The following is a 25,271-nucleotide window of genomic DNA, read 5'->3' on the forward strand; positions in this document are numbered from 1 at the left end:
ATGGGCTTACTTCGCCTGTGCCTGCGCGGCGGCCTTTGGCGCCGCCGCGTCGTCTTTGGGTGAATAGGCCACTGCTTTCACCGGCATGCCGGGCCGCAGCATCATGCCGCCTTCGACCACCACTCGCTCGCCTTCCTTCAGGCCGCCGGTGACCAGCCATGAATCGCCGACCGTCCGCGCCGTCTCGATCACGCGCTGCTCGACCTTGTTGTCCTTGCCGACGACCATGACGGTCGGGTGTCCGCGCTCGTCCCGGCTGACGGTGCGCTGCGGGACGAGCAGCCCCTGCGCCTGCGTTCCCTCGACCAGTTGCCCGCGGACGTACATCCCGGGCAGCAGCAGGCCGTGCGGATTGGCGAAGCGGATGCGGATCGCCTGACTGCCCGTCGTCGGGTCGACCGACACATCGGTGAACTTCAGCTCGCCTTCGATCGGATAGGTGGTGCCATCCTCCAGCTTCAGCTGCACGCGCGCTGCGCCGCCCTCGCGAGACAATTGCCCCGCCATGATCTGCTGGCGCAGCTTGAGCACTTCCGCGCTCGATTGCTGCACGTCGACATAGATCGGATCGAGCCGCTGGATCGTCGCCAGCGCATTCGCCTGCGACGCGGTGACCAGCGCGCCGGTGGTGAAATCCGAACGCCCGATCCGCCCCGAGATCGGCGCGCGGATCGTGGTGCGCCCAAGATCGATCCGAGCCGAGTTCAGCGCGGCCTGTTGCGCGGACACATCGGCACGCGCCTGCGCCGCCTGCGTCACCGCATTGTCGTAATCCTGCCGGGCGACCGCGTTGATCTTGATCAGCTCGTCATAACGCCGCGCGAGCGCGCTGGTGGAGGCGATCGCCGCCTTGGCCCGCGCCAGCGCGGCAGCCGCGCTCGCCTCGCTCGCTTTGTAGGGCTGGGGATCGATCCGATAGAGCGGCTGGCCCTGACGAACCGAATCGCCCTCCTCGAACAGGCGCGCGAGGATCAGGCCATTGACCTGTGGGCGGACCTCCGACGTCTCATAGGCCACCGTGCGGCCCGGCAGTTCGGTCGTCAGGGTGACCGGCTGCGACCGCACGGTCACGACGCTGACCTGCATCGGCCCCTGCTGCGCAGGGGGAGCCCCCGAGCCACAGGCCGACAGCAGCAGAGCGACCGCGATTGCCGACGCAAACTTTGTCATGAAAGTCCCCAGATTTTATGCTACTTTCGTGAGTGAACGTTCACTCACGATTTCACGCGAACTACGCCTGCCCAAAACCATGAGCAAGCGATAAAGGTTCGAGACGGAGAATTTTTTTGCAGCGCAACATGTCGAGTCGTGCCGCTCGCGCCATGGAGCGGAGGGATCATATCCTTGAAATATCGCGCAATTTGTTCGTCGAGAACGGTTTTCACGGCACTGGCGTCGCGCAGATCGCGGCGGCGACTGGAGTGAAGGTCGGGCAAATCTATCGCGACTTTTCGTGCAAGGAAGACATTATCGCCGCGCTCGCGCTCCGCGATTTCTCGCAATTCCTTGATGAGGCGAACCTCAACGACGCGATCGCGGCGGGAGACCGGGTGGCGATCCGCGAGTGGATATTATCATTCACGAGCTATGATGAGGATGTGGACGGCTATCGCCTGATGCCCGAAATCATGGCGGAATCGGCGCGCAATCCCCGGATCGCGCAATTGCAGGAGGAGATGCGCGATCAGGTGCGGCGCGCGCTGATCGCCGCGCTCTCCGCCTGCGCGCCGGATGAGCGACTTGCGGATCTGCGGTGTGATCTGGCGGATCTCATCGCCACATTGGGCAGCGGATTGTGCCAATGGATCGTCATGGCCGAACGGAACGGGCGAGGGCACCAGACGCTGTGCGCGCAATTGCGCTCGATCGTGGAGCGGGAATTGGATACACTTGAGGAGCGTAGCGCAACCCCCACCCTATCCCAGATCTTCGGATCGAGCGATCAACTCGAGCCGGCTTCGGAGCCGACAGGTTTCGTCATCCATCGATAGGCGCGATCTTGGGCGGTGCTTTCATCATGCGTTGAGGCCGTTCAGCCAGGAATGCACCGTCTCGATGCAATGAGCCGGCGCATTCCTGCTGACGATATCGCGCTATTTCATCGCGGCCAGCGCGTAGAGCGTGTCGACATAGAATTTCTGCATCCCCGACAGGCCGAAAACCTTCGAACCCGGCTTCGGATCGATCAGTAGATATTCGTTCGGCGCATGAGCGTCCGCGCCATGGCCGATCGACAGGGTGACGTCGGGCAGGCCCAAAGTCTGGGTGAAGACATAGCTCGGCCGGCTGCCCCCCGAGCGCGGCGATACATCCACCGGAAGCCCGTATTTATTGTAGGTGGACAACACTGCGCGCACCAGCGGCGCGTCGACCGAGGTCTGCGACGGCGGATAGCCGCCAAGCAGCCGCACCTCGATATCGCCGAAGCCCTTGGCGACGAGATGCTGTTTGAGCAGGCGCAGCGACTCTTCCGGCGTCTGATCGGGCACCAGACGGCTGTCGAGCTTCGCCAGCGCGCGGTTGGGCAGGATTGTCTTGACGCCCGGCCCGCCATAGCCGCTCGACAGGCCGTCGATATTGAGCGTTGTGTCGAACAGATAGCGCGTCAGCGAAGTGCGCGCGTCCAGATTGTCGTACCAGTGATCGACGGAAAACGCTTTGCGGGTATTGCCGTCGCCTTTGATCCAGCCGGGCAGCGTTCCGTTGAAGAGATATTGCTCCTCCGCATTGGGCTTGCGGATCTTGTCATAATAGCCCGGAATCATGATCGTGTTGCCGTCGGGCGAGGTGAGCGTGGCCAGCGCCTGCGTCAGACGCCAGGCGGGGGCGTCGGTGGTGGCCTTCCAGCTCGAATGGATTTCGGCTTTCTGCGGGCCGCCGGCCTGCGAAGATCCCTTCGCCTCCAGCTCGACATAGACGAGGCCCTTGTTACCGAGCTGGAACGACACCGCGCCGTCGACCGGCGATTGGCCGCCGCCCGGATAGATCGCGCCAGACGCCGTCTTCAGGCGGTCTTTGAACTTGGCGATCAGCTCCGGATAATGCGGCGAGCCCAGTTCCTCCTCGCTCTCGGCAAGGATCATGAGGTTGACCGGCAATTTCTTGCGGGTGGCGATGATCGCCTCGATCGCGTTGAGGAAGGCGCGTTCCGGGCCCTTGGTGTTGGTCGCGCCGCGCGCCATCAGCACCTTGCCGAGCGGGTGATCGACTAGCGCGCCCTCGAACGGCTTGACCTGCCAGTCCTTCTCCTCGACCGGCTGCACGTCGAGCATCATATAGACCACCAGCGTCTTGGCCGCGCCGGCATCGTAATATCCCCACACGCCCGGATGGCCCGAGGTGGGAACAACCTCCGCCTCCTGGAAGCCGATCTTCTTGAGATCGGCAGCCACCAGCGCGGCCATTTCCTTTACGCCATTGTTCTCGGCGCTGATCGAAGGTTGGCGCACCCAGCGCTGGAGATTGGCGACGTCGCTGTCCTTATGCGCGTCGATATAGGCGTAGATATCCTTGTGATCGCCCTTGTAGGCGGGGATTTTCGCCATGCTGAAGCCGGGGCCGGCGGGGATAGTGATATCCGGCCGTGGGCTCGCCGGTTCGGCGAACGCCACCGAGCTGAGGCAAGAGGAGGCCGCGAGCAGCGGCACGAGTAAACGAACGAACTTGCTCACGACCTTGATCTCCCGTTTTGTTAAGTCCTAATCCGGCAGTTTGACCTTGCCGTCCTTCTTCAACACGTCGCCGCCCTTCATCACGAAAGCGACATGCTGTAGCCGGGTGATGTCGGCGAGCGGATCGCCGTCCACCGCGACGATATCGGCATAGCGGCCCGCCTGGACCGATCCGATATCCTGCGGCGCGCCGATCAGTTCGGCCGCGTTGCGGGTGCCGGCGAAGATCGCGTCCATCGGCGTCAGCCCTGCCTTCACCAGCAGCGCGAACTCCTCCGCCTTGTTGCGATCGCCAAGTCCGGTGAAATCGGTGCCGAGCGCGATTTTCACCCCGGCCTTATAGGCGCGGCCGGCATTGCCGATCATCGTCGGCGTCACCGCGATCGCCTTTTCCGCCACCGTCGGCGGCAGGTTTTGCGGCGTCTTCACCGCGGTCTGGTAGATCCAGTCGGCGACAAGCAGGGTGGGGACGAGGAAGGTGCCACGCTCCTTCATCAGCTTGTAGCTTGTGGCATCGGCATAAGTGCCATGCTCGATCGAATCTACGCCCGCCTCAACCGCGTGGTTGATCGCCTTGTTGCCATGGACGTGCGCGGCGACCTTGAGGCCGAGCGAATGCGCGGTCTCGGTGACCGCGCGCATCTCTGCGTCGGTCATCGTCATGTGGTTGGGATCGTCACCGATCGAGCCCACGCCGCCGGACGGCATGATCTTGATCAGATTGGCGCCATCGCGGCGATGCTGGCGCACCTTTACCCGTGCATCCTCCGCCCCATCGACGATCGACAGGTCACGGCCATCGAAATGGACGCCGGGCTGCATCCCGTTCTGTGGATCGGAATGGCCGCCGGTGGCCGACAGCGGCTGCATCGCGGTCCAGATACGCGGGCCGATCACCTGTTTGGCGGCGATGGCGCGCTGGAGCGCCGGCCCCTCGATACGGCCGGAGCCGCAATCGCGCACGGCGGTGAAGCCCTGATCGATGTCACGCTCCGCGTTGCGGAGCGCGGTGATCACCCCGTCCGCCTCGTTGCGCGTGAAACGACCGAGCACGGCCCAGTCGGCATCCATCGAGATGTGATCGTGCGTATCGATAAAGCCGGGCAGCACCGTCTTGGTCGACAGGTCGATCACCTCGGCGCCTGCCGGCGTAACGAAGCCGTTTTGCACGCCGGTGATGCGATCGTCGCGGATGATGATCGACACCTGACGCTTAGGCGTTGCCGATACGCCATCGATCAACGTGCCGGCATGAACCACCACGTCCTTGGCCGTCGCCGCCGGGGCTATCGCTAGCAATGCGCAGGCGCCGAGCAGCGCACCGAGTGTTTTCCTTGCAGTGCTCATCGAACCATCTTCCCGCCAGTTTTCAGCACTTCGCCGCCCTTCATGACGAACTCGACGCGCTGAAGCGTGGTGATGTCAGCGAGCGGATCGCCCTCGACCGCGACGATATCGGCGTAACGCCCCGTCTGGACCGAGCCGATATCCTGCGGCGTGCCGATCAGTTCGGCGGCGTTGCGGGTGGCGGTGAAGATCGCGTCCATCGGCGTCAGGCCGGCCTTGACCAGCAGCGCGAATTCCTCGGCCTTGTTGCGATCCGACGTGGCGCCCTGATCGGTGCCGAACGCGATCTTGACCCCAGCCTTATAGGCGCGGCCAGCGTTGCCGACCATCACCGGTGTCACCGCGATCGCCTTGTCCGCCACCGTCGGCGGCAGGGTTTCGGGATGCTTGATGGCATTCTGGTAGATCGCATCTGCGACGAGCAGCGTGGGCACGAGGAAGGTGCCATGCTCCTTCATCAGCTTGTAGCTTTCGGCATCCGAATAGGTGCCGTGTTCGATCGAATCGACGCCGGCGCGGATCGCGTGATCGATCGCCTGCTTGCCGTGCGCGTGCGCGGCGACCTTCATCCCCAGCTCGTGCGCGGTATCGACTACGGCCTTCATTTCGGCGTCGGTCATCGTCATGTGGTTGGGATCGTCACCGATCGACCCCACGCCGCCCGACGGCATGATCTTGATGACCGTCGCGCCGTCACGGCGATGCTGGCGCACCTTCACCACTGCGTCTTCGGGGCCGTCAATGATCGCAGCGTCGCGCCCCTCGATGGAAACGGCGGGGCTTAGGCCGTTCTGGCGATCGGAGTGGCCGCCGGTGGGGCCCATCGCCTGAAGCGCGGTCCAGTAGCGCGGGCCGACGATCTGCTTGGCGTTGATGGCGCGGATCACGGCAGGCGCGGAAATCCCGTCCGAGCCGAGATCGCGGACGGTGGTGAACCCTTCCTCGATCAGGCGTCGCGCGTTGGCGACGGCGGCGATCGTGGAGTCGCCGGTCGTCAGCGTGAAGCGGTTGAGCGGACGGCGATCGCCGTTCGACGAGATGTGATCGTGGCTTTCGATAAAGCCGGGCAGCACCGTCTTCGTCGAAAGATCGATCACCTCGGCCCCGGCCGGGGTGACGAAGCCGTTCTGCACACCCGTGACGCGATCGTCACGGATAAGGATTGAGACCTGCGTTTTGGGTGTCGCCGAAACGCCGTCGATCAGCTTGCCGGCGTGGATCACGACATCCTTGGCGGAGGCAGAGCCCCCGACAAAGACGCCACCGATCAGCGCGGCCACTGCACAGCCGCGTAAGATTCCAGACTTCATGGTGGATTACTCCCCGTGCGAATTAGCGGAACTTGGCCATGAACTGCACGCCGACGACGCGCGGTGCGGTGGTGACTGCGAAATTCGGTTTGACCACGTTGCCGTTATACCGCCACGGCAATTGGGTGGCGCTGGCCTGTCCGTTCGTCAGGCTGGTGAGGCCGATCGTATTGAACAGGTTGTTGGCGAACAGATAGATGCCCCAGCGGCCCTGATCCTTTTCCAGACCCAGTCGCGCGCCGACCGTGGCGAAGCCCGGCAGCGTATAGAGAGCGGCACCACCCGGCGTTCCGGCCGGACCGGTCGGATAGCGCGAGGCATAGAGCGGCAGGTTGTAGGTGGTCAGCGCGCTGCTGCGATAGCTGAGGTCGGCATGGTAAATGACCTCCAGATCGTCGCTCACCGGCGTGCTGTAATCCGCGCTGCCCTGCAGGGTCCATTTCGGCGAATAGGGGATCGCGTCGCCCGCCTTGCCGGCGCTGATCGTCGCGCAGCCCGTGGTGCCGGGGATGAACGGGATCGGGCATTGCGTGATGCCGTTCGGCAGGGCCTGGTCGCCCTTCAGCTTGGCATCGATATAGCTGCCCGAAAACTTCAGCGAGAGGCGATCGACCGGGTAGAAAGCGGTATCGAATTCGATGCCCTGGATCCGCGCCGGGCTGGAGCTGTTGGTGATGAACCCGAACGCGTTGTTGTAGCTCGCCGAGATCTGCATGTTGGTCCAGTCCATGCGGAACGCATCGACGTTCAGGACCACCTTGCGATCGAACCACGCCGTCTTCAGACCGGCTTCATAGTTCCAGACGGAGTCGGAGCTGTAGATCGCGGCATAGCTCGGCAGACCCAGCGTCTGGTTCACGCCGCCCGGGCGATAGCCCTGCGTCGCCGAGGCATAGAACATCACGTCGCGGGTGAACTTGTAGTTGGCGCTGAACTTCAGCAACGTGCCGTTTTCGTCACCCCCGGTGGTCAGCGGAGCCTGGCGGACGTTGCCCGCGATATAGCTCGGAATGATCACGGTCGACGTGGTGTTCTTCTTGTATTTGAAATAGCGCGCGCCTGCGGTCAGGCTCAGCTTGCTGGTCGCATCCCAGGTGCCTTCGGCGAAGCCCGCGAACTGCTCAAGCCGGTCGTCGATCGTGCGATCGAGACCAACATTGTCGACGCCAACGGTATAGACGCTGCCAGCCGGATACCCGATCGGATAAAGCTGGATGCCGGTCACCGGATCAGCCGGGCTCAGGATCGATCGCGTATAGTTCTTGCGATAGCTGTGATAGAAGCCGACCGTCCATTTGAAGGCGTTGCGATCGTCGGCGAGGCGGATTTCCTCGGTCGAGGTCTTGTTCGACTGCGGCTGATAGGTCGTGCTGTTGCCATAACCGTTTACCAGGGTCTGGTATCCGGCCCCGTCACAGGTCGTGCCCGTGACGAACCCGGCGGCGCAATCGCTCACGAAGTTGGCGTAGCCCGGGATACCGGTGCCAGGGGCGGTGCGGTTGGGAACCAGGCCGCCTGTTTTGTTAGCCGACTGATATTGCGCGAAATACGGCGTGTAATCAAACTTATACTGCAAAAGGCGATCGGTATAGGACCCGGCGACCGTCAGCGTCGCGAAATCCATGTCCCAGTTCATCGTGCCGGAGAACAGCTTCATCCGGTCTTCTTGCGGCTGCTGCATCAGCAGCGGCTGATCGAACTTCTTTCCGGTCAGCTGGTATTCCGTATAGTTCCAGCTCGTCCCCGCGCCCTTGCGGTTCTGATAGACGGCCATCAGGTCGATGGTGACGTTATCCGCCGGCTTGACCCGCACGGTCGCGCGGCCGCCATAGCTCTTGTTCGCATTGATGTTGCGCAGGCCGAGCAGGCTGTTGTCGATATAGCCAGACGTGCGATCGTAATATCCCGTCGCGCGAACGCCCAGCACCCCATCGATGATCGGCACGTTGACCATGCCGTTCACCTGCCGGCCCAGCGCGCCGTTGCTTTCCGCCGAGGTGTTCAGCTGCGCGTCGATCGCGCCTTCGTACCGATCCAGCTTGGGCTTGGTGAAGATGATGCGCATTGTGCCGCCCATCGAGCTGGCGCCGTAGAGCGTGCCCTGCGGGCCGCGCAGCACTTCGGCGCGCTCCACGTCGAACAGGCGCAGGCTCGGCTGCGTGCCGCCGGCGTCGTTCGAAACGCCGCCGGTGCCGCTCAACGGAACGTCGTCATAATAGATGCCGACGAGTGCCTCGCCCGTCGCATACAGGTTACGGATGATGACGCGGCTGCCGCCATTGGCGTTTTCGTTGATCTGAAGGCCGGGCGAGACGCGGCTCAGCGCCAGCGAGTCAGTGATGTTCTGCTTGGTCAGCGTTTCCGCGCTCACCGCCGAGATCGCGAGCGGCGTCTGCTGGATGCTCGTCGCGCGCTTCAGCGCGGTGACGACGATTTCGCTATCGTTGCTTGGGGCAGGCGCGGACTGCGCCGGAGCCGGCTGAAGGTCGGCCGTCTGGGCATGCAGCGCGGTAGAAGTAGCGAGCGACGAAGCGCCAACGACGATCCCGGTCGCCAACGCGCGGCGCGTTCCACGAATAATCATGCTTTTCCCCCCTTTTGTGCGGGCGACGATGTCGCCCTGTCCCGATTGTCCCTCCCGGGCTAGGCTTTCGCCCGTCCAGGAAAATTTCCCTGCGCATCCTCACGATCTGCGTCGCGCGGCTTGCGTGAATTTGAAACCGAAAGCGCCGTCAACGCAATTCTAAAATATTGTATAGAAATTGAAATATTTGGTCTTTTTTTCGCTTAATTGAGAAACTAAGTGTGTTGGCGGCCGCGATTGGTCCGATGCGGGCTCGGCTTCGCGGTAAGGAGTCCTTCTTCAAGGGACGCAGTTTGATTTGCCGGATTTCGCGCCCGCGCTTCGTGCGAGGCGAGGTCGCGCGATGCTAATCGAGCGCCAGCATGGTATCGAGCAGCGCCATCGGATCGCTGCCGTCGGGATCATCCCCCATCAGCGATTTCAGCCGCCCATCCAGCACCAGCATCGCGAATCCGTGAACCATCGTCCAAGCGCGTGCCACTTCGGCGCGGCCAGCGGTTGGATGGGCCGCGCCGACAGCATCGGCAAGCATCTGTAGCGAGCGTCGCGTTTCGTGCGCCAGCGCCAGGCGCGAATGGTCGAGGCGTTCACTGCGGAACATCAACTGGAACAGGCCGGGATTGGCGAGCGCGAACTCGACATAAGCGCGGCCGATAGCATTGAGCCGCGCCGTGGCATCGGTTTCTCGATCCGCCGCCGCCAGCAGGCTATCGGTGAAGCGGGCGAGCCCCCGCGCGGCGAGTTCGCTCAACAGCCCGGTCATGTCGTCGAAGTGGTTTTTCGGCGCGGCATGGGATGCGCCTGCTTCGCGCGCGGCGGCGCGCAGCGTCAGGCCGGTGATGCCATCCCGCTCCAGAATATGTTCCGCCGACTCCAACAGCGCCTCTCGCAGCGCGCCATGGTGATAGGGCTTCTTCGGTTTTTCCCCGGCGTTGGCGCCCGATTTCGCGGCCATTTGGCAATCACCTAAATTGACACTGTAAATTTAATTGACGCAACCGGTCGATCGGCGCATGTCGATGTTGACAGTGGCAATACGAGAGTTCGATCGGGATGCCGAGCGATATTTCGACAAGGCACTTTCCCGCGGCCGGAGGGCATGTGGCGTGATCAGGCAATTGCTTTACGCGGTTCTGCCGCTGTTCTTCGACTCGCTGGGCGTGATCGTCTTCGCGGTGCTGGTGGCGATGCACGTCGATCTCGTTCTCGCGGCACTCTCCGGCGTGCTGATTGCGGGCGGGCTGGTCGTGTGGGAACTGGCCCGGCGCAAACCGGTGCCAGCCATGCAATGGCTTAGCCTCGCCCTGGTCATCCTGTCGGCGGGCGCGACGCTGGCGACCAACGATCCGCGCTTCGTTATGGCCAAGCCGTCGGTCATCTATGCCGCGGTCGGGATCGCGATGCTGCGCGCCGGCTGGATGAACCGCTATGTCGCGCCCGCCGATCTCGCGGTGGTCGAGGATTTGATGACGACGTTCGGTTATGTCTGGGCGGGTTTGATGTTCGTGACGAGCATCGCCAATCTGATCGTGGTGATTGCCTTTCCTGCGTGGTGGCTGACGTTTCTGGCGATCTTCCCGGTCGCGTCGAAGATCGGGCTGTTCGGTTTCCAGTTCACGCTGGTTCGCATCCTTGCGACACGCCGCGTAAGAGCGCGCATGATGCTCGCGGGCGTTGCGGCGGGCGGCACCTGAACAACAAGCCGCACGCGGCTCTCGTTATGCTTGCGTAAGCCTGGTCATCAACACTTCGCTCCGCACGGAAAACCCCAGCGTTTCATAAAGGGCGATCGCGCCACGATTGCTGGCATAAGCGTGCAGAAAAGGCATCTCGCCACGATCGAGAATACGGTTCGCGACGAGCCGCATGAGGGCGGCGGCGTATCCGCGACCGCGATAGTCCGGGTGGGTGCAGACGCCGCTCACCTCGGTGAAGCCATCCGGTTTCATCCGCTCGCCGGCCATGGCGATAAGCTGGCCATCGACCCTCACGCCGAAAAAGTCCCCCAAATGATGCGTGCGCCCGAAGAACGGACCGGGCTCGGTAAGCGTCGCGAGCGCCAGCATTTCTGGCGCGTCGCTCTCGCCCAGTGGCGTGAGCTGAACTGCCGGTGCGGGGCCGGAGGTCAGGCTGGTCGCGGACATCTGGACCCCGAGATCCTGTGATGCGACGCTAACGCCGGGCGCGTCGGTGGGCGGATCGACCTCCAGCAGCGCAACGTCGCCATGTTCCGCAACGAGCGCGACAAGATCGGCGAGGCTGGCGTCAAAGCGGTCTTCAATGGCCGCGAACACACCATAAGCCGGATCATATCGCCGCGCGCCACCGCGCACGATAGCGAACCGCGCGTGGCGGCCATTGAGCGCACTCCATGTCGGACGGTCGAGCGGGTGGGGAAGGGGCATAAGTGGCCCATAGCGCCGTTCTCGCGTTGCGGTCGAGATCGTCTCCCGCGCGGGTGAAATCGCGACGGTCGTCACCCCGCGAAATTCAGCCCGGTTACGCGCTCGATCCCGGGCATGGAAACGCGCTATGGTTGAACGGCGAGCAACTGATCGCCGAGCGGTTCTGACATTCACCCGAATGTGGGAGATCATCATGAAATATAGAACGTTGGGTCATGGCCTGAAGGTATCCGCGATCGGAATCGGCTGCATGCCGATGGTCCGAGAAGGCAACATCAACTATGGTGTCGCCGACGACACGGTTTCCACGCGCACCATTCACGAGGCGATCGATCTCGGCATCACCTTTTTCGATACCGCGGAGATGTATGGCCCGTTCCGCAACGAGGAGCTTGTCGGCGCGGCGATCAAGGGCAGGCGCGACGGGCTTGTGATCGCCACCAAGTTCGCGATGCGCTGGAATGGCGACACGCCCGTCGGCATCGACGGCAGCCCCGCGAACGCCCGTCGCGCGTGCGAGGGATCGCTCAAGCGGCTGGGCGTGGATGTGATCGACCTGTTCTATCAGCATCGCGTCGATCAGAACGTGCCGATCGAGGAAACCGTCGGCGGCATGGCCGACCTCGTGAAGGAGGGGAAGGTTCGCTACCTCGGTCTCTCCGAGGCGGCGGCGGACACTATTCGCCGCGCCGCCAGCGTCCATCCGATCGCGGCATTGCAGAGCGAATATTCGATCTGGGAGCGCGACGTGGAGGACGGAATTCTCTCCGCCTGTCGCGAAAACGGCATTGGTTTCGTTCCGTATAGCCCGCTCGGGCGCGGCTTTCTGGCGGGCGAAATCCGCAGCCTTGACGCACTGCCGGCCAATGACTGGCGGCGTAACGACCCGCGTTATTCGCCGGAGAACATGCCGAAGAACCTCGCCATCGTCGACGCGATCGCCGAAGTCGCTCGCCGTCACGGCGTGTCGAACGCGCAGATCGCGCTGGCGTGGCTGCTTGCGCAGGGTGAGGATATCGTGCCGATCCCTGGCGTGAAGCACAGTGAAACGATGCGCGACAGCGCGGGCGCGCCGGATGTGACGTTGACGGCGGACGATCTCGCCCGGATCGCGGCGGCCGCCCCGACGGGAAGCACGGCCGGGCCACGCTATTCCGAAGCGGGAATGGCTCGGGTCAAACTTTGACAATCGGCGCAGCCTGTCCGTTCGATCCCCGCCGCTCGGCGCGGGGCGGGTTGCGGCACACTGCGCCGATCATCTCGCGCGAAACCCGCTGGATCATGGCTTTCGCAGGGCCAGGCGCCAGGCGAGATTGACGCGCCAATCGCTGCGATCGGTGGGATAGGGGTGATCGATCACCTTCGCGCCCTCGATCTCCAGCGATGCCTTGCCGGCATATGACAGGCGCACCCCGCCGCCGGCCGAAGCGAGGCCGTAATCGGCCGCGGCATAGGGTAGGCGCTCGTTGATGTAGATGCGCGCGCCGTCGATGAAGCCATATAGCTCGCTGCCGTTCCAGTCGGCGGGGAGCTTGGGCCGGATCGCAAGTTCACCAAGCCCGGCGAAGCCGCTGTCGCCGGAAAGGATCGCCGCGTCGAACGCACGCCCGAACTCGGAACCGCCGACGGCGAACCGCTCGCTCGCGGTGAGCCGATCCCGGCTCCACTGGCCCGATGCGCGCAGCCGCGCGACGATGCGTTTGCCCAGCGCGCGATCGATCGTGGCGCGGGCATTGGCCTTGGTGAACACAGTGTCGGTAAAGCCCGGCGTGCCGCGCGCGCCCAGGATGCCGAGGCCGCGCGTGATCGTCGCGCCGGCGGTGGTCACGGTTTCTTTGGCGACCGATGAATAACCCACCGCAAGCCGCGCGGCGCGCATGTGATCCGAAGAGATGAGCGCGCCGAAAGCGGCGGCATCGCTGTTGATGCCATCCAGCCCGATGCTCATCGACAGATTGCGGCGATAACCGCGGATGATCGGGTAGCTGAGCGACAGCCCGGCGGTGGCAGCTTCGCCGCGCACTGGCTGGTCGCTCGGGCGGGTTTCGAGATAGCCACCGGACAGTGCGAGGCTGAGGCCGTCCGCGCCGAGCGGCGTCGCATGGGCGAGCGCCGCATAGCGAAAACGACGAAGATCGGTGGCGGACAACAATGTCAGATCGGTGCGATCGCCATCTCGCAACAGGCTATAGCCATGCGCCTCGCCACGGAACTGGCCACTGCCGAGCCCCTGCGTCGCGCGATTGTCCACGCCTAAAGCGAAATCGGAATGTCGGCGGCGCGGGGTAATGACGATCACCACGCCGCCCGCTTGTTTGCCGCGCTGAAGATCGGCGTCGATCTTGGCGCCGGGAATGTCGCGCATCAGCGACAAGGTGCGCTCCAGCGTGCGCCGGGTGAGCGGGCGCTCTTGGCGCAATCGCTCGCCATAGGCATGGATCAGCGGGCTCGCGCCCTTCGGATAGACGATATCCTCGATAAAGCCTTCGGCGACCGTCACCCTGATGTGCCCCGACGACAGATCCTGATCGGGAATGGCGATTGTATAGAGCGCGATGCCGGTGCGTTCATATGCGATGGAGAGTTTCGCGGCGAGCGCCTCCAGCGTCGCGCGTGTCGCGGGATGGCCGAGGAAGCCTGATGCCGCCTCAGCGACCGGCGCGGGCACCTTCACGCCCTCGAACGCGATGCCCTTGATAGGGGTCTCGACGCCACGCGCGTCGACGGTGGAAAGCTGGGTCGCGACGGTCGTTTGGTCGTCCGGTTTCAGCGCGGGGGGCGGCAGCATCGGTTGGGCGCGGTCGGCGCGGCCCTGATCGATGATGAGCGGCGCGCCCTGCGATTCTGGCGGCAGCGGATTGCTCTGCGCCGCCGCCAACAACAGTGCGAGCGAGGCGACGGTCATGAATGTACCCCGGGATCGGTGATTGTTTGCGTCGAGGGCGCGAAAATGGGGCTGCGGCGGGAGAGGGGTGCCGCAGCCCCAGAGCCGCTAATGATTGGTACGGCCCGGGATGAGGCCTGGAAGCAGGCCGCCCGATTGCCCTGAGCCACCCGTCGCGCCGCCGAGCGTCGAGGTGACGCCGTTCACGATATTGCCGACGGGCGCCAATACGCCGCCGCCCGATGCGGGCGCGGCGGCACCGCTCGTGACGGAGGTGACCGCGTTGACGACCGGGCTCAGCACGCCGCCGCCATTCCCGTTTGTCGCGCCGTTGACGACAGAATTGACGACATTGCCCGCCACCGGCACGGCGCCGACCGCGTTGGTGACCGTGGATACGACGTTCGTCGCGCCGCCGGTCGCCGGCAGACCGTTGGGCAGCAGGCTGGCGTTGACCAGCGCGGGCTGGCCGTTGCCGATGACGTTATTTCCGTTGAGCGCGAGGTTGACCAGATTGGCGGATGCGCCCCCGCTCGGCGCGGTGACATTGGCGACGCTCACATTGGCGATGCCGTTTACCGTGGCGGTCACGGCGCTGCCCGCGTTCAGCACACCGGCCGATGCGATCGTGCCCGTCGGCACCGATGAGCCAAGCGCCGCGACCGCGATTGCGCCGGTACCGCCACTAGCTGGGCTGGTGACCGACTTGTCGCCGACGGCGATCGACAGCGCGTCGCCGACGACGCCCTTCACGCCGTTCACAAGCAGGGTGCGGCCTTCGCCGACATCGACCAGCGCGGTGCCCGTGTCCGTCAGAATTTTCGTGATGGTGCCGGTGATCGGCTGAGCGATCGGAATTGCGGTCGCGATCGGCGTCGTTATCCGGCCCTGACCGTCGGCGACACCAAGCACGGCATTGCCCGCGGTCGCCAGCGCGGGCGAAAGCTGGGTGAGCGCCGTTCCCAGCGTGCCGCCGCCATTGCCGCCGGCGCCCCCCGCGCCACCGTTGCCGCCGCTTCCGCCGCTTCCGCCGCTTCCGCCGCTTCCGCCGCTTCCGCCGCTTCCGCCGGTGCCTCCGTTGCCGCCGTTACCGCCGGCGCCGCCATCACCGCCGCTTCCGGCGTTTGATCCGGGCGATCCGACGCTGGCAAATCGATATCCGCCGGAGCTTTCGCAGGCGCTGAGCAACAACAAGGCGATTGCCGATCCGGCGATCATCGTGAACTTCGTTTGAGGGATTTTTTGCGACACAGCCGTTCTCCATGGTTTCCGGATACGGAAGGGCAGCGGAAGAATAAATTCTTCCAATTTCAGATCGCAATGATCAACGGCTCAAGCTCTTCGCTATTGAAGAGCGCCGAAAAGTGAGAAGGCGGATATCACCTGACAATTCATCGGTGAATATCCCTTTGCAATCTTACTTCGTTCAACCGAGCAAGGTCGCGTGAATTGCGGCCTGATGCTAAATCCGGACAATTTATCGAGAAACTTATCTATCTAATCAATCCGATAATCTCTCTTCGTATTTGTTAATATTTGACAATATACGTAAAGAAAATATTAAAACTCGTTGAGAAAATCATCCGATATGGAGATTGGATCAATTGTTGTCGGAAAGGCGACGATACTTGCAATATAAGCGGCTGACGTATTTGAATTTTTTTAATGCGATCTGTCGTCCGCAGAGTTTTTTATTTCGCCGAAATCGCCGCGAATGAAATTGGTTTTTCGTGATGCGAACTATGTCGATCGGCCGGATTTCCCATCGCGGTTCTGGCGGATGGAGTCGGAAATGGCGCCCAGCACATCCCGTTCATTTGCCGGTCAGGCTTGTTGGGTCCATAATGAAGCCATGACCAACTCGATGTCGCCGAACGTCCGCGCCCTGTCGATCGCCGTTGCCGTTACGTTGGGAAGTTTCGGCGGATCGGCAACCGCGCTCGCGCAATCGGCCACGCCGATTTCGGCGTCTGCGCCAGCCGCCGTGCAACCGGTGCCACCCAGTGACGGCGATGTGCGTCGCCTGACGGATGAGCAGCGCAATGCCATTCTGGACGCGAATACCGTGGAGAGCGCGGCGCTGGCGCGTGGCGAGCAGCCGATGTCGGGGGCGCTCGATCGCAGGGTTCACGGCGAGGTGGGCTTTATGATCGGGACGAATGGTGCGCGCGGCGCATATGGGACGGCCGACATTCCGCTTGGTGACAATGCGGGTGCCACGGTGTCTTTCGAGAGCAGCCGCTTCGGGCCACGTCGCTAGCCCCGGGTTCTGCCTTGCGACAGGCGCGATCGACTGGCGCGCGGGTCATATGGCCGCGCGGGGCGTGTCGCGTTAAACGCACGACATGGTGGATGAGGCATCGTATCAGCAGATTGGCGTAGTTGGCTCCGGGCGAGTGGCGCGTGCGTTGGCGCTTGGCCTCGGCCGGCATTCGGCTCGACCGCCGTTACTGTATGGCCGCTCTCCCGCGAGACTTGATGCCGCCATCGCGCAGGTCGGGCGTGCTGCCGCTGCCACGCGCTATGACACGCTTGGCGAGACTTGTGACCTGATCGCCATCGCGGTCTCCGACGATGCGATCGGCGTGGTCATTGCCGAACTCGCGCGCGCGATCCCCGAGGGGCGGTCGCCGTTCGTTTTCCATGTGAGCGGGCAGAGCGGCGCGGCAATGCTCGCACCGTTGCGGGCGAGGGGGGCGATCACCGCCGCAATTCACCCGGTCATGACTTTTACCGGCGATCCGGCGATCGAAGTCCGGCGCATGGCGGGCGCGCGCTTTGCCGTTACGGGATCGAGCGCGGAGGCCAGTGCGCGCGCCGATCTGGTGGTGCGGCTTCTGGATGGTGTCGCGGTGGAGATACGGGAAGAGCATCGCTCGCTCTATCACGCGGCTTTGTGCCACGCCGCTAATCACCTCGTGACGTTGCTTAACGGATCGTCCCGCGCGCTGACCGCGGCAGGCGTGGATGATCCGCGGGGGCTGCTGGCGCCGCTCGTGCGGGCCGCGCTCGAGAACAGCCTCTCGCGGGGCTTTGCGGCGCTATCCGGCCCGCTGTTGCGCGGTGACGATGAAACGATCCATAACCATCTGATCGCGCTGGATAGTTATTGCCAGGAAATGCTGCCGGCGTATCGCACGATGGCGATCGCCACGCTCGACGAGCTTGAACGCTCGGGCGCGCGGGCGGCCGCGCCCGCGTTACGCGAACGTCTCGCCTGATCGCGCGACGCGAGTCCTTATCGGCGCGATCTCCGGAGGCTCAACGAAGCGGCGGGAGGCCATCCATGATCGCGGTCAGTGCCAGCGCGTTTTCGCGCTCCATCGCGCTGTGCCCCGCATTCGTCACCACAAAGGTCGCGGGCTCGGTTCCCGCATCGGCAAGGGCCGCAGCGAGGCGTGACGCCTGCGTCAGCGGGCAGACGAGATCGAACCGGCCGTGAACGATATGGACCGGGATGCGCGCCAGCGTCGCGGCGTTGCGGATGATATGATCCGGCTCCATGAACAGCGCGTTGGCGAAGAAATGCGCCTCGATCTGCGCGAAGCATAAGGCGAACGTCTCGTCGCCGAACTTTCCGCCGTCTTCGGTATCGGGGATCGCATTGGAGATCGTCCCTTCCCACACCGACCAGGCGAGCGCCGCCGCCAACTGGCGCGTGCGCTCGTCCTCTGTCGTCGGCACCATGTCGAAGATCGCCTTATAGGCTTTCATCACATCTCCGCGATCCGCGGGTGCGATCGGCGCGAGGAAATCGCGCCATGCCTCGGGATAGCTGACATAGGCGCCCGGCGCGTTCAGCGCGAACGGGGACTGCGCGAACGTCGCAGCATTGCCCTGATACATGAAATGGAGATCTTCCGGCGCGCCAAGGAAAATGCCGCGCAGGATCAGGCTGGCGCAATGTTCAGGATGAGCGATCGCATATGCCATCGCCAGCGTGCTGCCCCAGCTTCCTCCGAATACATGCATCTTGCCGCTGATGCCGAGCGCGTCGCGCAGCCGGTTGATGTCAGCGACGAGGTGCGGCGTCGTATTGTTGGCGAGCGCAACCGCCGGCCCGGCCGACGCCACCGTCGGCTCGCTTTTGCCACAGCCGCGCTGATCGAACAGGATGACGCGATAGCGATCCGGATCGAAAAATCGCGCCATGACGGGCGCGCATGCCCCGCCGGGTCCACCGTGAAGGAACATGACGGGCTCACCGGCCGGGTTGCCATATTCTTCCCAGTGGAGGCGATGGTCGGGATCATGATCGACCTGCAACAGCCCGCTGTTTCGGGCTTCGGCCTCGGGATAACGCCATTCATCGACGATCTTGCTGGTTTGTTGCAGCCCCGAGAAATCCATGTTCGCCCGCCTGTGTTTGTGATTTGGGTTCAGCATAGCGGGCGGCATTGATTGGCGACAGTCCGCTTGGCTGCGCGGCGATCCGTGCGCGCCGGGTGATCGTCCGTAATCCGCCGATCGCGGCGGTGAAGGATTATTCCGCCGCGAAGTATGCGCCGAGCAATCCCGCGTTTCCGCCAAGAATCGTCGTTGCCAATATCGGTTCGGCGGGCGTGGACAACATGTTTGCGCGAACCTTGCGATCGATATGGGCGATCAGTTCGCTGGAGTTGGAAAGACCGCCTCCCACCGGCACGATGCTCGCCGGAAAAGTGTTGAGAATGGCTGACAGGGCCCCCGCCAAAATATCGGTGAAATATTCAACCGTGGTGATGGCATTGGCATCACCCGCGCTGAAGCCGAGCGTGATCTCCTTGCTGGTCAGTATCTCGCCGCTCAGGAAATGATGAAGCCGTTCCAGGCCGCGCGCGCTGCCCAGCGTGTCGAGGCACCCCGTCCGGCCGCAGCCGCATTTGAACACGGGTATCGCGCCCGGCATATTGGGGGCCGGGATCATGATCTGGCCGTGGCCCCATTCGCCGCCCACGCCGAGCGCGCTGGTGACGACCCGGCCGTTCTCGATGATGCCGCCGCCGACGCCGGTGCCAAGGATCAGGCCGAAAACGCGATCATGCTCGACCGCCACGCCCAGCCTTGCCTCGCCCAGCACGAACGCATCGGCATCGTTGATGACGAAGACCGGGCGGCCCAGTGCCGCCGCTAGGTCGTGCGCGAGCGGCCGGCCGTGGGTGCAGCCGACATTGGCGGAAACGATCTTGCCGCCATCGCGCGCGACAAGGCCCGCGATCGCGATCGAGATCGCATCGTCCGGCGCCATGCTGTCGGCGTGGGTCGCCTGAAACTGGCGGAAGATATCGACAAAGGCATCCCAGTCATCGACCGGGGTGGGGAATTTGACGCGATGGTGGATCGACGCATTTTCGTCGACCAGCGCCATATCCACGAACGAGCCGCCTACATCGGCGCAGATCCTCACTTCTTACCTCCTATCGACCTTGTGTAGAGGTCTTGCGCGATCGTGGCTCGATGCCGACAACCGCCGTAATCATCAATTTCGAAAAGCAACAGGCTCAGGCAGCGAGCGCGACCGGTTCGCCCGCCTGCCACATCGCGCGCAGGCGAAGCTCCGCGTCGAGCCACAGCAGGTCGGCCCGCTGCCCTGGGGCGAGCGAACCGCGATCACGCAGCCCGAGGAACGCCGCAGGCGCACCGGATGCCATGAACGCTGCCTCTGCCACCGAGAGGCCGATCATCGAAACCGCGTTACGCAGCGCAGTTTCCATATCGAGATCGGACCCGGCGAGCGTGCCGTTTTCTTCCATGCACACGCCGTTGTGCGCACGGATCGTCTTGCCTTGCAGGTTGAACGTCTTGGTCGCGCTGCCAACGGTCGGCATGGCGTCGGTCACCAGCATAAAGCGGTCGCGCGGGCGGGAACGGACCGCGATCCGCAATGCGGTGGGCGATATATGATGGCCATCGACGATGATGCCGGCATAGGCCCGATCATCCTCCAGTGTCGCGCCGACGACGCCGGGCGCGCGATGACCAAGCGGGGACATCGCGTTGAACAGGTGTGTTACACCCGACACCCCGGCCGCGAAGGCAGATTTCATGCGCTCATAGGAGGCGTCGGTATGCCCGGCGGCGACGATCACGCCGGCCGACACGAGCCGGCGGATATCGTCATCGGTGCAGGTCTCGGGCGCGAGCGTAACCAGCGTACGACCAGCCTTCAGGCTTGAGAGCAATGCGATCGCATCATCGTCTAGCGTGCGGAATTTAGCGGGATCGTGCGTACCTTTGCGCGCTGCGCTCAGGAACGGCCCTTCCAGATGAATGCCGATTACGCCGGGAACGCCGGCGTCGATCGCCTGTTCCACCGCGCGCATCGCGGCATCCACCTTATCGAGATCGTCGGAGATCAGCGTGGGCAGGAAGCTCATCGTGCCATAGCGGCGGTGCGCTGCGCCGATCCGTGCGATCGCTTCAACTGTAGGGCTGTCGTTCAGGAGCACATCGCCGCCGCCGTTCACCTGCGTGTCGATGAAGCCGGGCAGCAGATAGCCGCCGGCGAGATCGACCGTCGTATCGGTGTCCGACGCGGGGCGGCTGACGATCACGCCGTCCTCGATCACCACGCCGTCAGCGGTCGCCGGGTGGGCGCCGACGATCGAACCGTTGATGAAGCGCGTGCTGCTCATATCGTCTGCGTAACCTTGCGCAGATGCGGTGGCGCGTCGGGATCAAGCCCGCGTGCGGCCGCGAGCAAGTTCACCAGCCGATAGAAGCTCTGGATCATCAATATCGGCTCAACGATCGGGTTCGCCGTGATCGTGGGCAGGTGCGCCGCCGGATCGGCGGCGTCGGCGATCTCCACGATCGCCCCACGTGCTGCGAACTCGCCCGCGGCGGCGCGGACGTCGTCGCCCACCTTGTCGGATGTGGCGAAGGCGAGGATCGGGAAGCCTTCCCCGACGATCGCCATCGGCCCGTGGCGCACCTCGGCGGAGGAAAAGGCCTCGGCGTGCAGCGCACACGTTTCCTTGAGCTTCAGTGCTGCTTCCTGCGCGACGGCGAGGCTGTATCCACGGCCCATCACGAACAGGTTGGTCGCGCGCGACAGCGCGGTCAATGCCGCGCTCCAGTCGAGATCGAACGCCTGTGCGAGATCGCCCGGCAATCGCGCGAGGGCTTGGTGCAACGCCTGATCGTCCGCCCAATGCGCGGCAAGCGCGGCAAGCGCGACGAGCGACGTGATATAGGATTTGGTCGCCGCCACCGATCGTTCCGGGCCCGCATGAAGCAGCAGCGTCTCGTCGGTCAGCGAGGCGAGGGGGGAGGCTTCCTCATTGACCAGCGCGACGGTAAACGCCCCGGCGGCCTTATACGCCTCCACCGTCCGCAACAGATCAGGGCTGCGCCCGGATTGCGAGATCGCGATGCACAGCGCGCCGCGTGCGTGGAGCGGCGCGGTGAATATCGACGCGACCGATGGGGCGGCCGACGCGGTAGGGATGCCGATCAGCGTTTCGAACAGATATTTCCCATAAGTCGCCGCATGGTCGGATGATCCGCGCGCGCAGGTGGCGACGAACGTGGGCGGCGTCGCGCGCACGCGATCGGCGATCCGGGCCAGCGTGTCAGCATTACGGGCAAGAAAACGCGCGGCCGCGTTGGCGGCCTCTCCTGCTTCGGCGTGCATCAAGGTTTGCTCCGGATCTTTGGCCGGATTTTTCGCGAGAGTGCTGGACATGGGTTTCGGTGTTGCTCTGTTCATCTGTGGGCGGCGCGCAGGTTCAGGCACCGTTTGTCGCGTGGCGGAGCGCGGCGACGAGCGCGCCATCGGTTTCGAAGCGCCCGGGGGTCTCAAATCCCAGCTCGAGCAAGCGCGCGTCCATCGCGGCGGCGCTGCTGCACGAGGCATGGAGCGAAGCGATACCGGTGGCGGCAAGGATCGCCGGCGCGTTGCCGGCGTTGACGCCGCTGCCGGCGAGTATCTCGACGCGGCCGCTCGCGCGTTCGTGCATCGCGGCGATGACGTCCACGCCGTCAACCGCCTTGCACGCGCCGCCCGAGGTAAGGATGGTGGATATGCCGAGCGCGACCGCCAGATCGACGGCTTCGACGGGATCGGGGAGCAGGTCGACAACGCGGTGCAGAGTGATCTTCAGGCCGTGCGCATGTCGCACGAGCCGTTCGAGCAGCGCGCGATCTAGCGTGCCGTTGCGGCCGGATGCGCCGATCACGATGCCCTCAAGCCCGGCGTCGCGTGCGGCGTCGATGTCACGGAGCATAACCTCACGTTCGGCCACGTCGAAAACGAACGCGCCGCCGCGCGGCCGGATCATCGCCCGCGTCGGGGTCGAACGGGTGGCGGCGAGCGCCATCAGGCCGACGGTCGGGGTGAGGCCGCCAGTCGCCAGCGCGGAGCACAACTCAATCCGATCGGCGCCGTTCTCTATCGCCGTCAGCAAACCGGCGGGCGTATCGACGCAGACTTCGAGCAATATCATTGCCCGCTTTCAGCCTGCTTCACGCGGCTGCCCCAGGTGGCGAAGGAGAAGATGTATCCATATGCGGGCACCATGATGACCAGGAAGACGAGCTGGAAATCGAAATAGTCTTTCATATGAGCGAAAATCTGCGGCAGGACCGCGCCGCCACAAATCGCCATGATGAGGATGGCCGAGCCGGTTTCGGTGAATCGGCCGAGCTCGCGGATCGCGAGCGGGAAGATCGCGGGCCACATCATCGCATTGGCGAAGCCCAGCGCGGCGACGCAGGCGACCGACACATAGCCGGTTGTCATATAGGCGCCGATCACCAGCATCACGCCCATGACCGCGGAGATCGCCAGATAGCGTTCCTGCGAAACGAAACGCGGAATGAGGACGAGGCCGGCCAGATAGCCGAGCAGCATCGCGGCAAGCGTGAACGAGGTGTAGAAGGCGGTTTCCTCAAGCGGCAGGCCGAAGCTGTGGCCGTATGATCCGATCGCGTCGCCGGCCATCACCTCCACGCCGACATAGAGAAACAGGCACAATGCGCCGAGCCAGAGGTGCGGGAATGCGAACAGCCCGGCACCGCCGCCCGATTGGTCGCGTACCGACGGCTCCGGCCGGATATCCGGCAGCGGCGAACGCAGCACGAGCAGGCCGAGCAACGCCAGCAGCCCCGCCATGACCATATAGGGCGTGTGGATATTCGCGGCGAAGGCATCGAGCAGCGCCTCGCGCTCGGCGTGCCCGGAGGCGGCTTTCACCTGCGCATCCAGTTCGCCGACACCGTGCAGCACCAGCGTGCCGATCACCACGGGCGCAAGAATGCCGGCGAGCTTGTTGAATATGCCCATCACCGCGATGCGCTGCGCCGCGCTCTCGATCGGCCCGAGGATCGAGACATATGGATTGGCCGCCGTCTGCAGGATGGCGAGGCCGCCGCCGATGATGAAAAGCCCGGAGAGCGCGCCGGAGAATATGCGCGTCGTCGCCATCTCGCCGAAGACGACCGCGCCCAGCGCCATGATGAACAGGCCGAGCGTCATGCCCTTCTTCATGCCGGTCCGCCGCAAGATCATCGCGGAGGGAAGGGCGAGGAAGAAATAGGACATGTAGAACACCATCGGCACCATGAAGGCCGAGACGTCGTCCAGCGTGAAGGCGAGTTTCACGAACGTGATCAGCGGGCCATTGAGCCAGGTCACGAATCCGAAGATGAAGAACATCACCCCGACGATCGCGGCGGTCCCCAACGAGCTGGCGCCCTTGCCTTCGGTTTGTGTCGCGACCTGCGCCGTCATTGCTTTTTTCCTCCCGCGCGTTGCTGCGCGCGCTGTTTTGCGCCGTGAAACGCCAATTTTCGAGCGGGAATCCGCGCCTTCAGACGGGCCAAATTTGGCGCGATCCGTGGCGCATGTCAAACTATGTCGGGTATCTTAATTCAAAATATGAAATAAATATTGCACTTGAGTTCGAATTTGATTTTAATGCGCCCGGCAAGAGGAGCATCGCGCCCAATGCTGACGGAAATGCACGCCCAGATCCTGCGCTTGATCAACCAGTCGGGCCCGCTCAGCCGCACCGAGCTGGGGCGGGAGTTGGGCGTCAGCAAAGGTTCGATGTCGGCGCTGGCCGCTGATCTCATCGAAAGCGGCATGCTGACCGAGGGCGAGGTCGTGCATGGCGCGGGCCGCCCGTCGATACGGCTGGAGCTGGCCGCTTCCTCGACCTTCTTCATCGGCGTCTCGCTGGCGTCCGGGCCGTTCATCCTGCGTCTGACCGATATGCACGGCCGCGTCGTTGGCGAGGTCACGATGTCCAGCGGCACGCAGCCCGAGGACGTGGCTTCCGCCGTGGCGCAAGCGGTCGATCAGGTGCTGGCGCGCGAAAATGGCGCGCGGGAGCGGCTGGCGGGGATCGGTATCGCGATTCCCGGCCTTGTGGATGCGGCGAGCGGCGCCTGTGTTCGATCGACGCTGCTCGGCTGGCGTGACGTTCCGATCGGCCCGATGATCGCCGAGGCGACCGGCTTTGCGACCTTTGTGGAAAACGACGCGAATGCGCTGGCGCTGGGCGAGCATCTGTTCGGCAGCCTGCGCGGGATCGACGCATGCGCGGTCGTCTCGGTCGGCGACGGCATCGGGTGCGGCCTTATCATCAATGGCGAGTTGCATCGCGGCGCGCGTGGCGGCGCGGGCGAAATCGCCCATGCGACGATCGAACTGAATGGCCTGCCGTGCAAATGCGGCAAGCGCGGCTGCCTCGATACGCTGGCGTCCGCCAAGAGCATCGCCAATTTCGCGCGGAACGCCGGCTTGCCGGAAGATCTGGTCGCGCTCGGTGCGGCGGCGGATCACGGCGATCAGGGGGCCGTGGCGATCCTGCACAAAGCGGGCGAGGCGCTCGGTCTCGCCGTGTCACAGTTAATTCAGGCGCTCGATCCGGATCGTATCGTGATCGCGTTGTCCGATGGGCCGCTCGACGGCTCTTACGCCCATGTCATCCGCCAGACGATCAAGGCGAATGTGATGGGCAGCGAAGCGCGCCAGATCGACATCGCCATGATGCACCTCGGGCCGGAAGCCTGGGCGATCGGTGCCGCCAGCGTCGCGGCGGGGCGAGGTCTGTTCCGGATCTAACCGCATTTCGAACCCGCGAG

Annotated in this window: 21 protein-coding genes; 6 read left to right on the plus strand and 15 right to left on the minus strand. The window is 64.1% G+C overall.

The features are described from left to right. Positions 1 to 6: 6 nt before the first annotated feature. Entirely contained in the window at positions 7 to 1,170 is a 1,164-nt protein-coding gene (locus P0Y64_11955; protein ID WEK42104.1) for an efflux RND transporter periplasmic adaptor subunit, read from the minus strand. A gap of 128 nt (positions 1,171 to 1,298) precedes the next feature. On the opposite strand from P0Y64_11955, the gene P0Y64_11960 reads away from it, so the two are divergent. Next, positions 1,299 to 1,991, plus strand: a complete 693-nt coding sequence (locus P0Y64_11960; GenBank protein WEK42105.1) for a TetR/AcrR family transcriptional regulator — start codon at positions 1,299 to 1,301, stop codon at positions 1,989 to 1,991. A gap of 102 nt (positions 1,992 to 2,093) precedes the next feature. On the opposite strand, the gene P0Y64_11965 is transcribed toward P0Y64_11960, so the two are convergent. From P0Y64_11965 to P0Y64_11985, 5 genes are all read right to left on the minus strand, one after another. Further along, the gene (locus P0Y64_11965; GenBank protein ID WEK42106.1) at positions 2,094 to 3,671 is read right to left on the minus strand and encodes a M20/M25/M40 family metallo-hydrolase; all 1,578 of its coding nucleotides are present in this window, start codon (positions 3,669 to 3,671) and stop codon (positions 2,094 to 2,096) included. A gap of 27 nt (positions 3,672 to 3,698) precedes the next feature. After that, on the minus strand, positions 3,699 to 5,018 hold the full coding sequence (locus P0Y64_11970) for an amidohydrolase family protein (protein WEK42107.1): 1,320 nt from the start codon (positions 5,016 to 5,018) through the stop codon (positions 3,699 to 3,701). Continuing rightward, positions 5,015 to 6,328 carry an amidohydrolase family protein gene (locus P0Y64_11975; protein WEK42108.1) on the minus strand — a complete coding sequence of 438 codons (1,314 nt, stop codon included), beginning with the start codon at positions 6,326 to 6,328 and terminating at the stop codon, positions 5,015 to 5,017. The genes P0Y64_11970 and P0Y64_11975 overlap by 4 nt, the downstream gene beginning before the upstream one ends. Positions 6,329 to 6,350: 22 nt before the next feature. Then, complete coding sequence (locus P0Y64_11980) at positions 6,351 to 8,912, minus strand: TonB-dependent receptor (GenBank protein WEK42109.1); 2,562 nt, start codon at positions 8,910 to 8,912, stop codon at positions 6,351 to 6,353. 346 nt (positions 8,913 to 9,258) lie between these two features. Then, the gene (locus tag P0Y64_11985; GenBank protein WEK42110.1) at positions 9,259 to 9,867 is read right to left on the minus strand and encodes a WHG domain-containing protein; all 609 of its coding nucleotides are present in this window, start codon (positions 9,865 to 9,867) and stop codon (positions 9,259 to 9,261) included. 58 nt (positions 9,868 to 9,925) lie between these two features. On the opposite strand from P0Y64_11985, the gene P0Y64_11990 reads away from it, so the two are divergent. After that, entirely contained in the window at positions 9,926 to 10,606 is a 681-nt protein-coding gene (locus P0Y64_11990; GenBank protein WEK42111.1) for a septation protein IspZ, read from the plus strand. Between the two features lie 24 nt (positions 10,607 to 10,630). On the opposite strand, the gene P0Y64_11995 is transcribed toward P0Y64_11990, so the two are convergent. Continuing rightward, a complete protein-coding gene (locus P0Y64_11995) occupies positions 10,631 to 11,317 on the minus strand; it encodes a GNAT family N-acetyltransferase (protein WEK42112.1) in 687 nt (228 codons plus the stop codon). Between the two features lie 193 nt (positions 11,318 to 11,510). Here P0Y64_11995 and P0Y64_12000 point away from each other — a divergent pair, with 193 nt between their 5' ends. Next, positions 11,511 to 12,503, plus strand: a complete 993-nt coding sequence (locus tag P0Y64_12000) for an aldo/keto reductase (protein WEK42113.1) — start codon at positions 11,511 to 11,513, stop codon at positions 12,501 to 12,503. 93 nt (positions 12,504 to 12,596) lie between these two features. On the opposite strand, the gene P0Y64_12005 is transcribed toward P0Y64_12000, so the two are convergent. Beyond that, a complete protein-coding gene (locus P0Y64_12005; protein ID WEK42114.1) occupies positions 12,597 to 14,222 on the minus strand; it encodes a ShlB/FhaC/HecB family hemolysin secretion/activation protein in 1,626 nt (541 codons plus the stop codon). A gap of 87 nt (positions 14,223 to 14,309) precedes the next feature. Further along, entirely contained in the window at positions 14,310 to 15,419 is a 1,110-nt protein-coding gene (locus P0Y64_12010) for a hypothetical protein (GenBank protein ID WEK42115.1), read from the minus strand. Positions 15,420 to 16,053: 634 nt separating this feature from the next. Here P0Y64_12010 and P0Y64_12015 point away from each other — a divergent pair. Continuing rightward, the gene (locus P0Y64_12015; protein ID WEK42116.1) at positions 16,054 to 16,461 is read left to right on the plus strand and encodes a hypothetical protein; all 408 of its coding nucleotides are present in this window, start codon (positions 16,054 to 16,056) and stop codon (positions 16,459 to 16,461) included. 85 nt (positions 16,462 to 16,546) lie between these two features. Beyond that, positions 16,547 to 17,422, plus strand: a complete 876-nt coding sequence (locus P0Y64_12020; GenBank protein ID WEK42117.1) for a DUF2520 domain-containing protein — start codon at positions 16,547 to 16,549, stop codon at positions 17,420 to 17,422. 40 nt (positions 17,423 to 17,462) lie between these two features. Here P0Y64_12020 and pip read toward each other — a convergent pair whose 3' ends face one another. From pip to P0Y64_12050, 6 genes are all read right to left on the minus strand, one after another. Continuing rightward, complete coding sequence (gene pip / locus P0Y64_12025) at positions 17,463 to 18,551, minus strand: prolyl aminopeptidase (protein WEK42118.1); 1,089 nt, start codon at positions 18,549 to 18,551, stop codon at positions 17,463 to 17,465. 133 nt (positions 18,552 to 18,684) lie between these two features. Then, entirely contained in the window at positions 18,685 to 19,587 is a 903-nt protein-coding gene (locus P0Y64_12030) for an ROK family protein (protein WEK42119.1), read from the minus strand. Between the two features lie 94 nt (positions 19,588 to 19,681). Further along, entirely contained in the window at positions 19,682 to 20,815 is a 1,134-nt protein-coding gene (gene nagA / locus P0Y64_12035) for an N-acetylglucosamine-6-phosphate deacetylase (protein WEK42120.1), read from the minus strand. After that, a complete protein-coding gene (locus P0Y64_12040) occupies positions 20,812 to 21,867 on the minus strand; it encodes an SIS domain-containing protein (GenBank protein ID WEK42121.1) in 1,056 nt (351 codons plus the stop codon). The genes nagA and P0Y64_12040 overlap by 4 nt, the downstream gene beginning before the upstream one ends. A 43-nt stretch (positions 21,868 to 21,910) precedes the next feature. Next, entirely contained in the window at positions 21,911 to 22,627 is a 717-nt protein-coding gene (locus tag P0Y64_12045; GenBank protein WEK42122.1) for a copper homeostasis protein CutC, read from the minus strand. After that, on the minus strand, positions 22,624 to 23,913 hold the full coding sequence (locus P0Y64_12050) for a sugar MFS transporter (protein WEK42123.1): 1,290 nt from the start codon (positions 23,911 to 23,913) through the stop codon (positions 22,624 to 22,626). The genes P0Y64_12045 and P0Y64_12050 overlap by 4 nt, the downstream gene beginning before the upstream one ends. 216 nt (positions 23,914 to 24,129) lie before the next feature. Here P0Y64_12050 and P0Y64_12055 point away from each other — a divergent pair, with 216 nt between their 5' ends. Next, positions 24,130 to 25,251 carry an ROK family transcriptional regulator gene (locus P0Y64_12055; GenBank protein ID WEK42124.1) on the plus strand — a complete coding sequence of 374 codons (1,122 nt, stop codon included), beginning with the start codon at positions 24,130 to 24,132 and terminating at the stop codon, positions 25,249 to 25,251. Positions 25,252 to 25,271: the final 20 nt, after the last annotated feature.

The sequence above is a fragment of the Candidatus Sphingomonas colombiensis genome, from assembly GCA_029202845.1.
In the GTDB taxonomy this organism is placed as follows: domain Bacteria; phylum Pseudomonadota; class Alphaproteobacteria; order Sphingomonadales; family Sphingomonadaceae; genus Sphingomonas; species Sphingomonas colombiensis.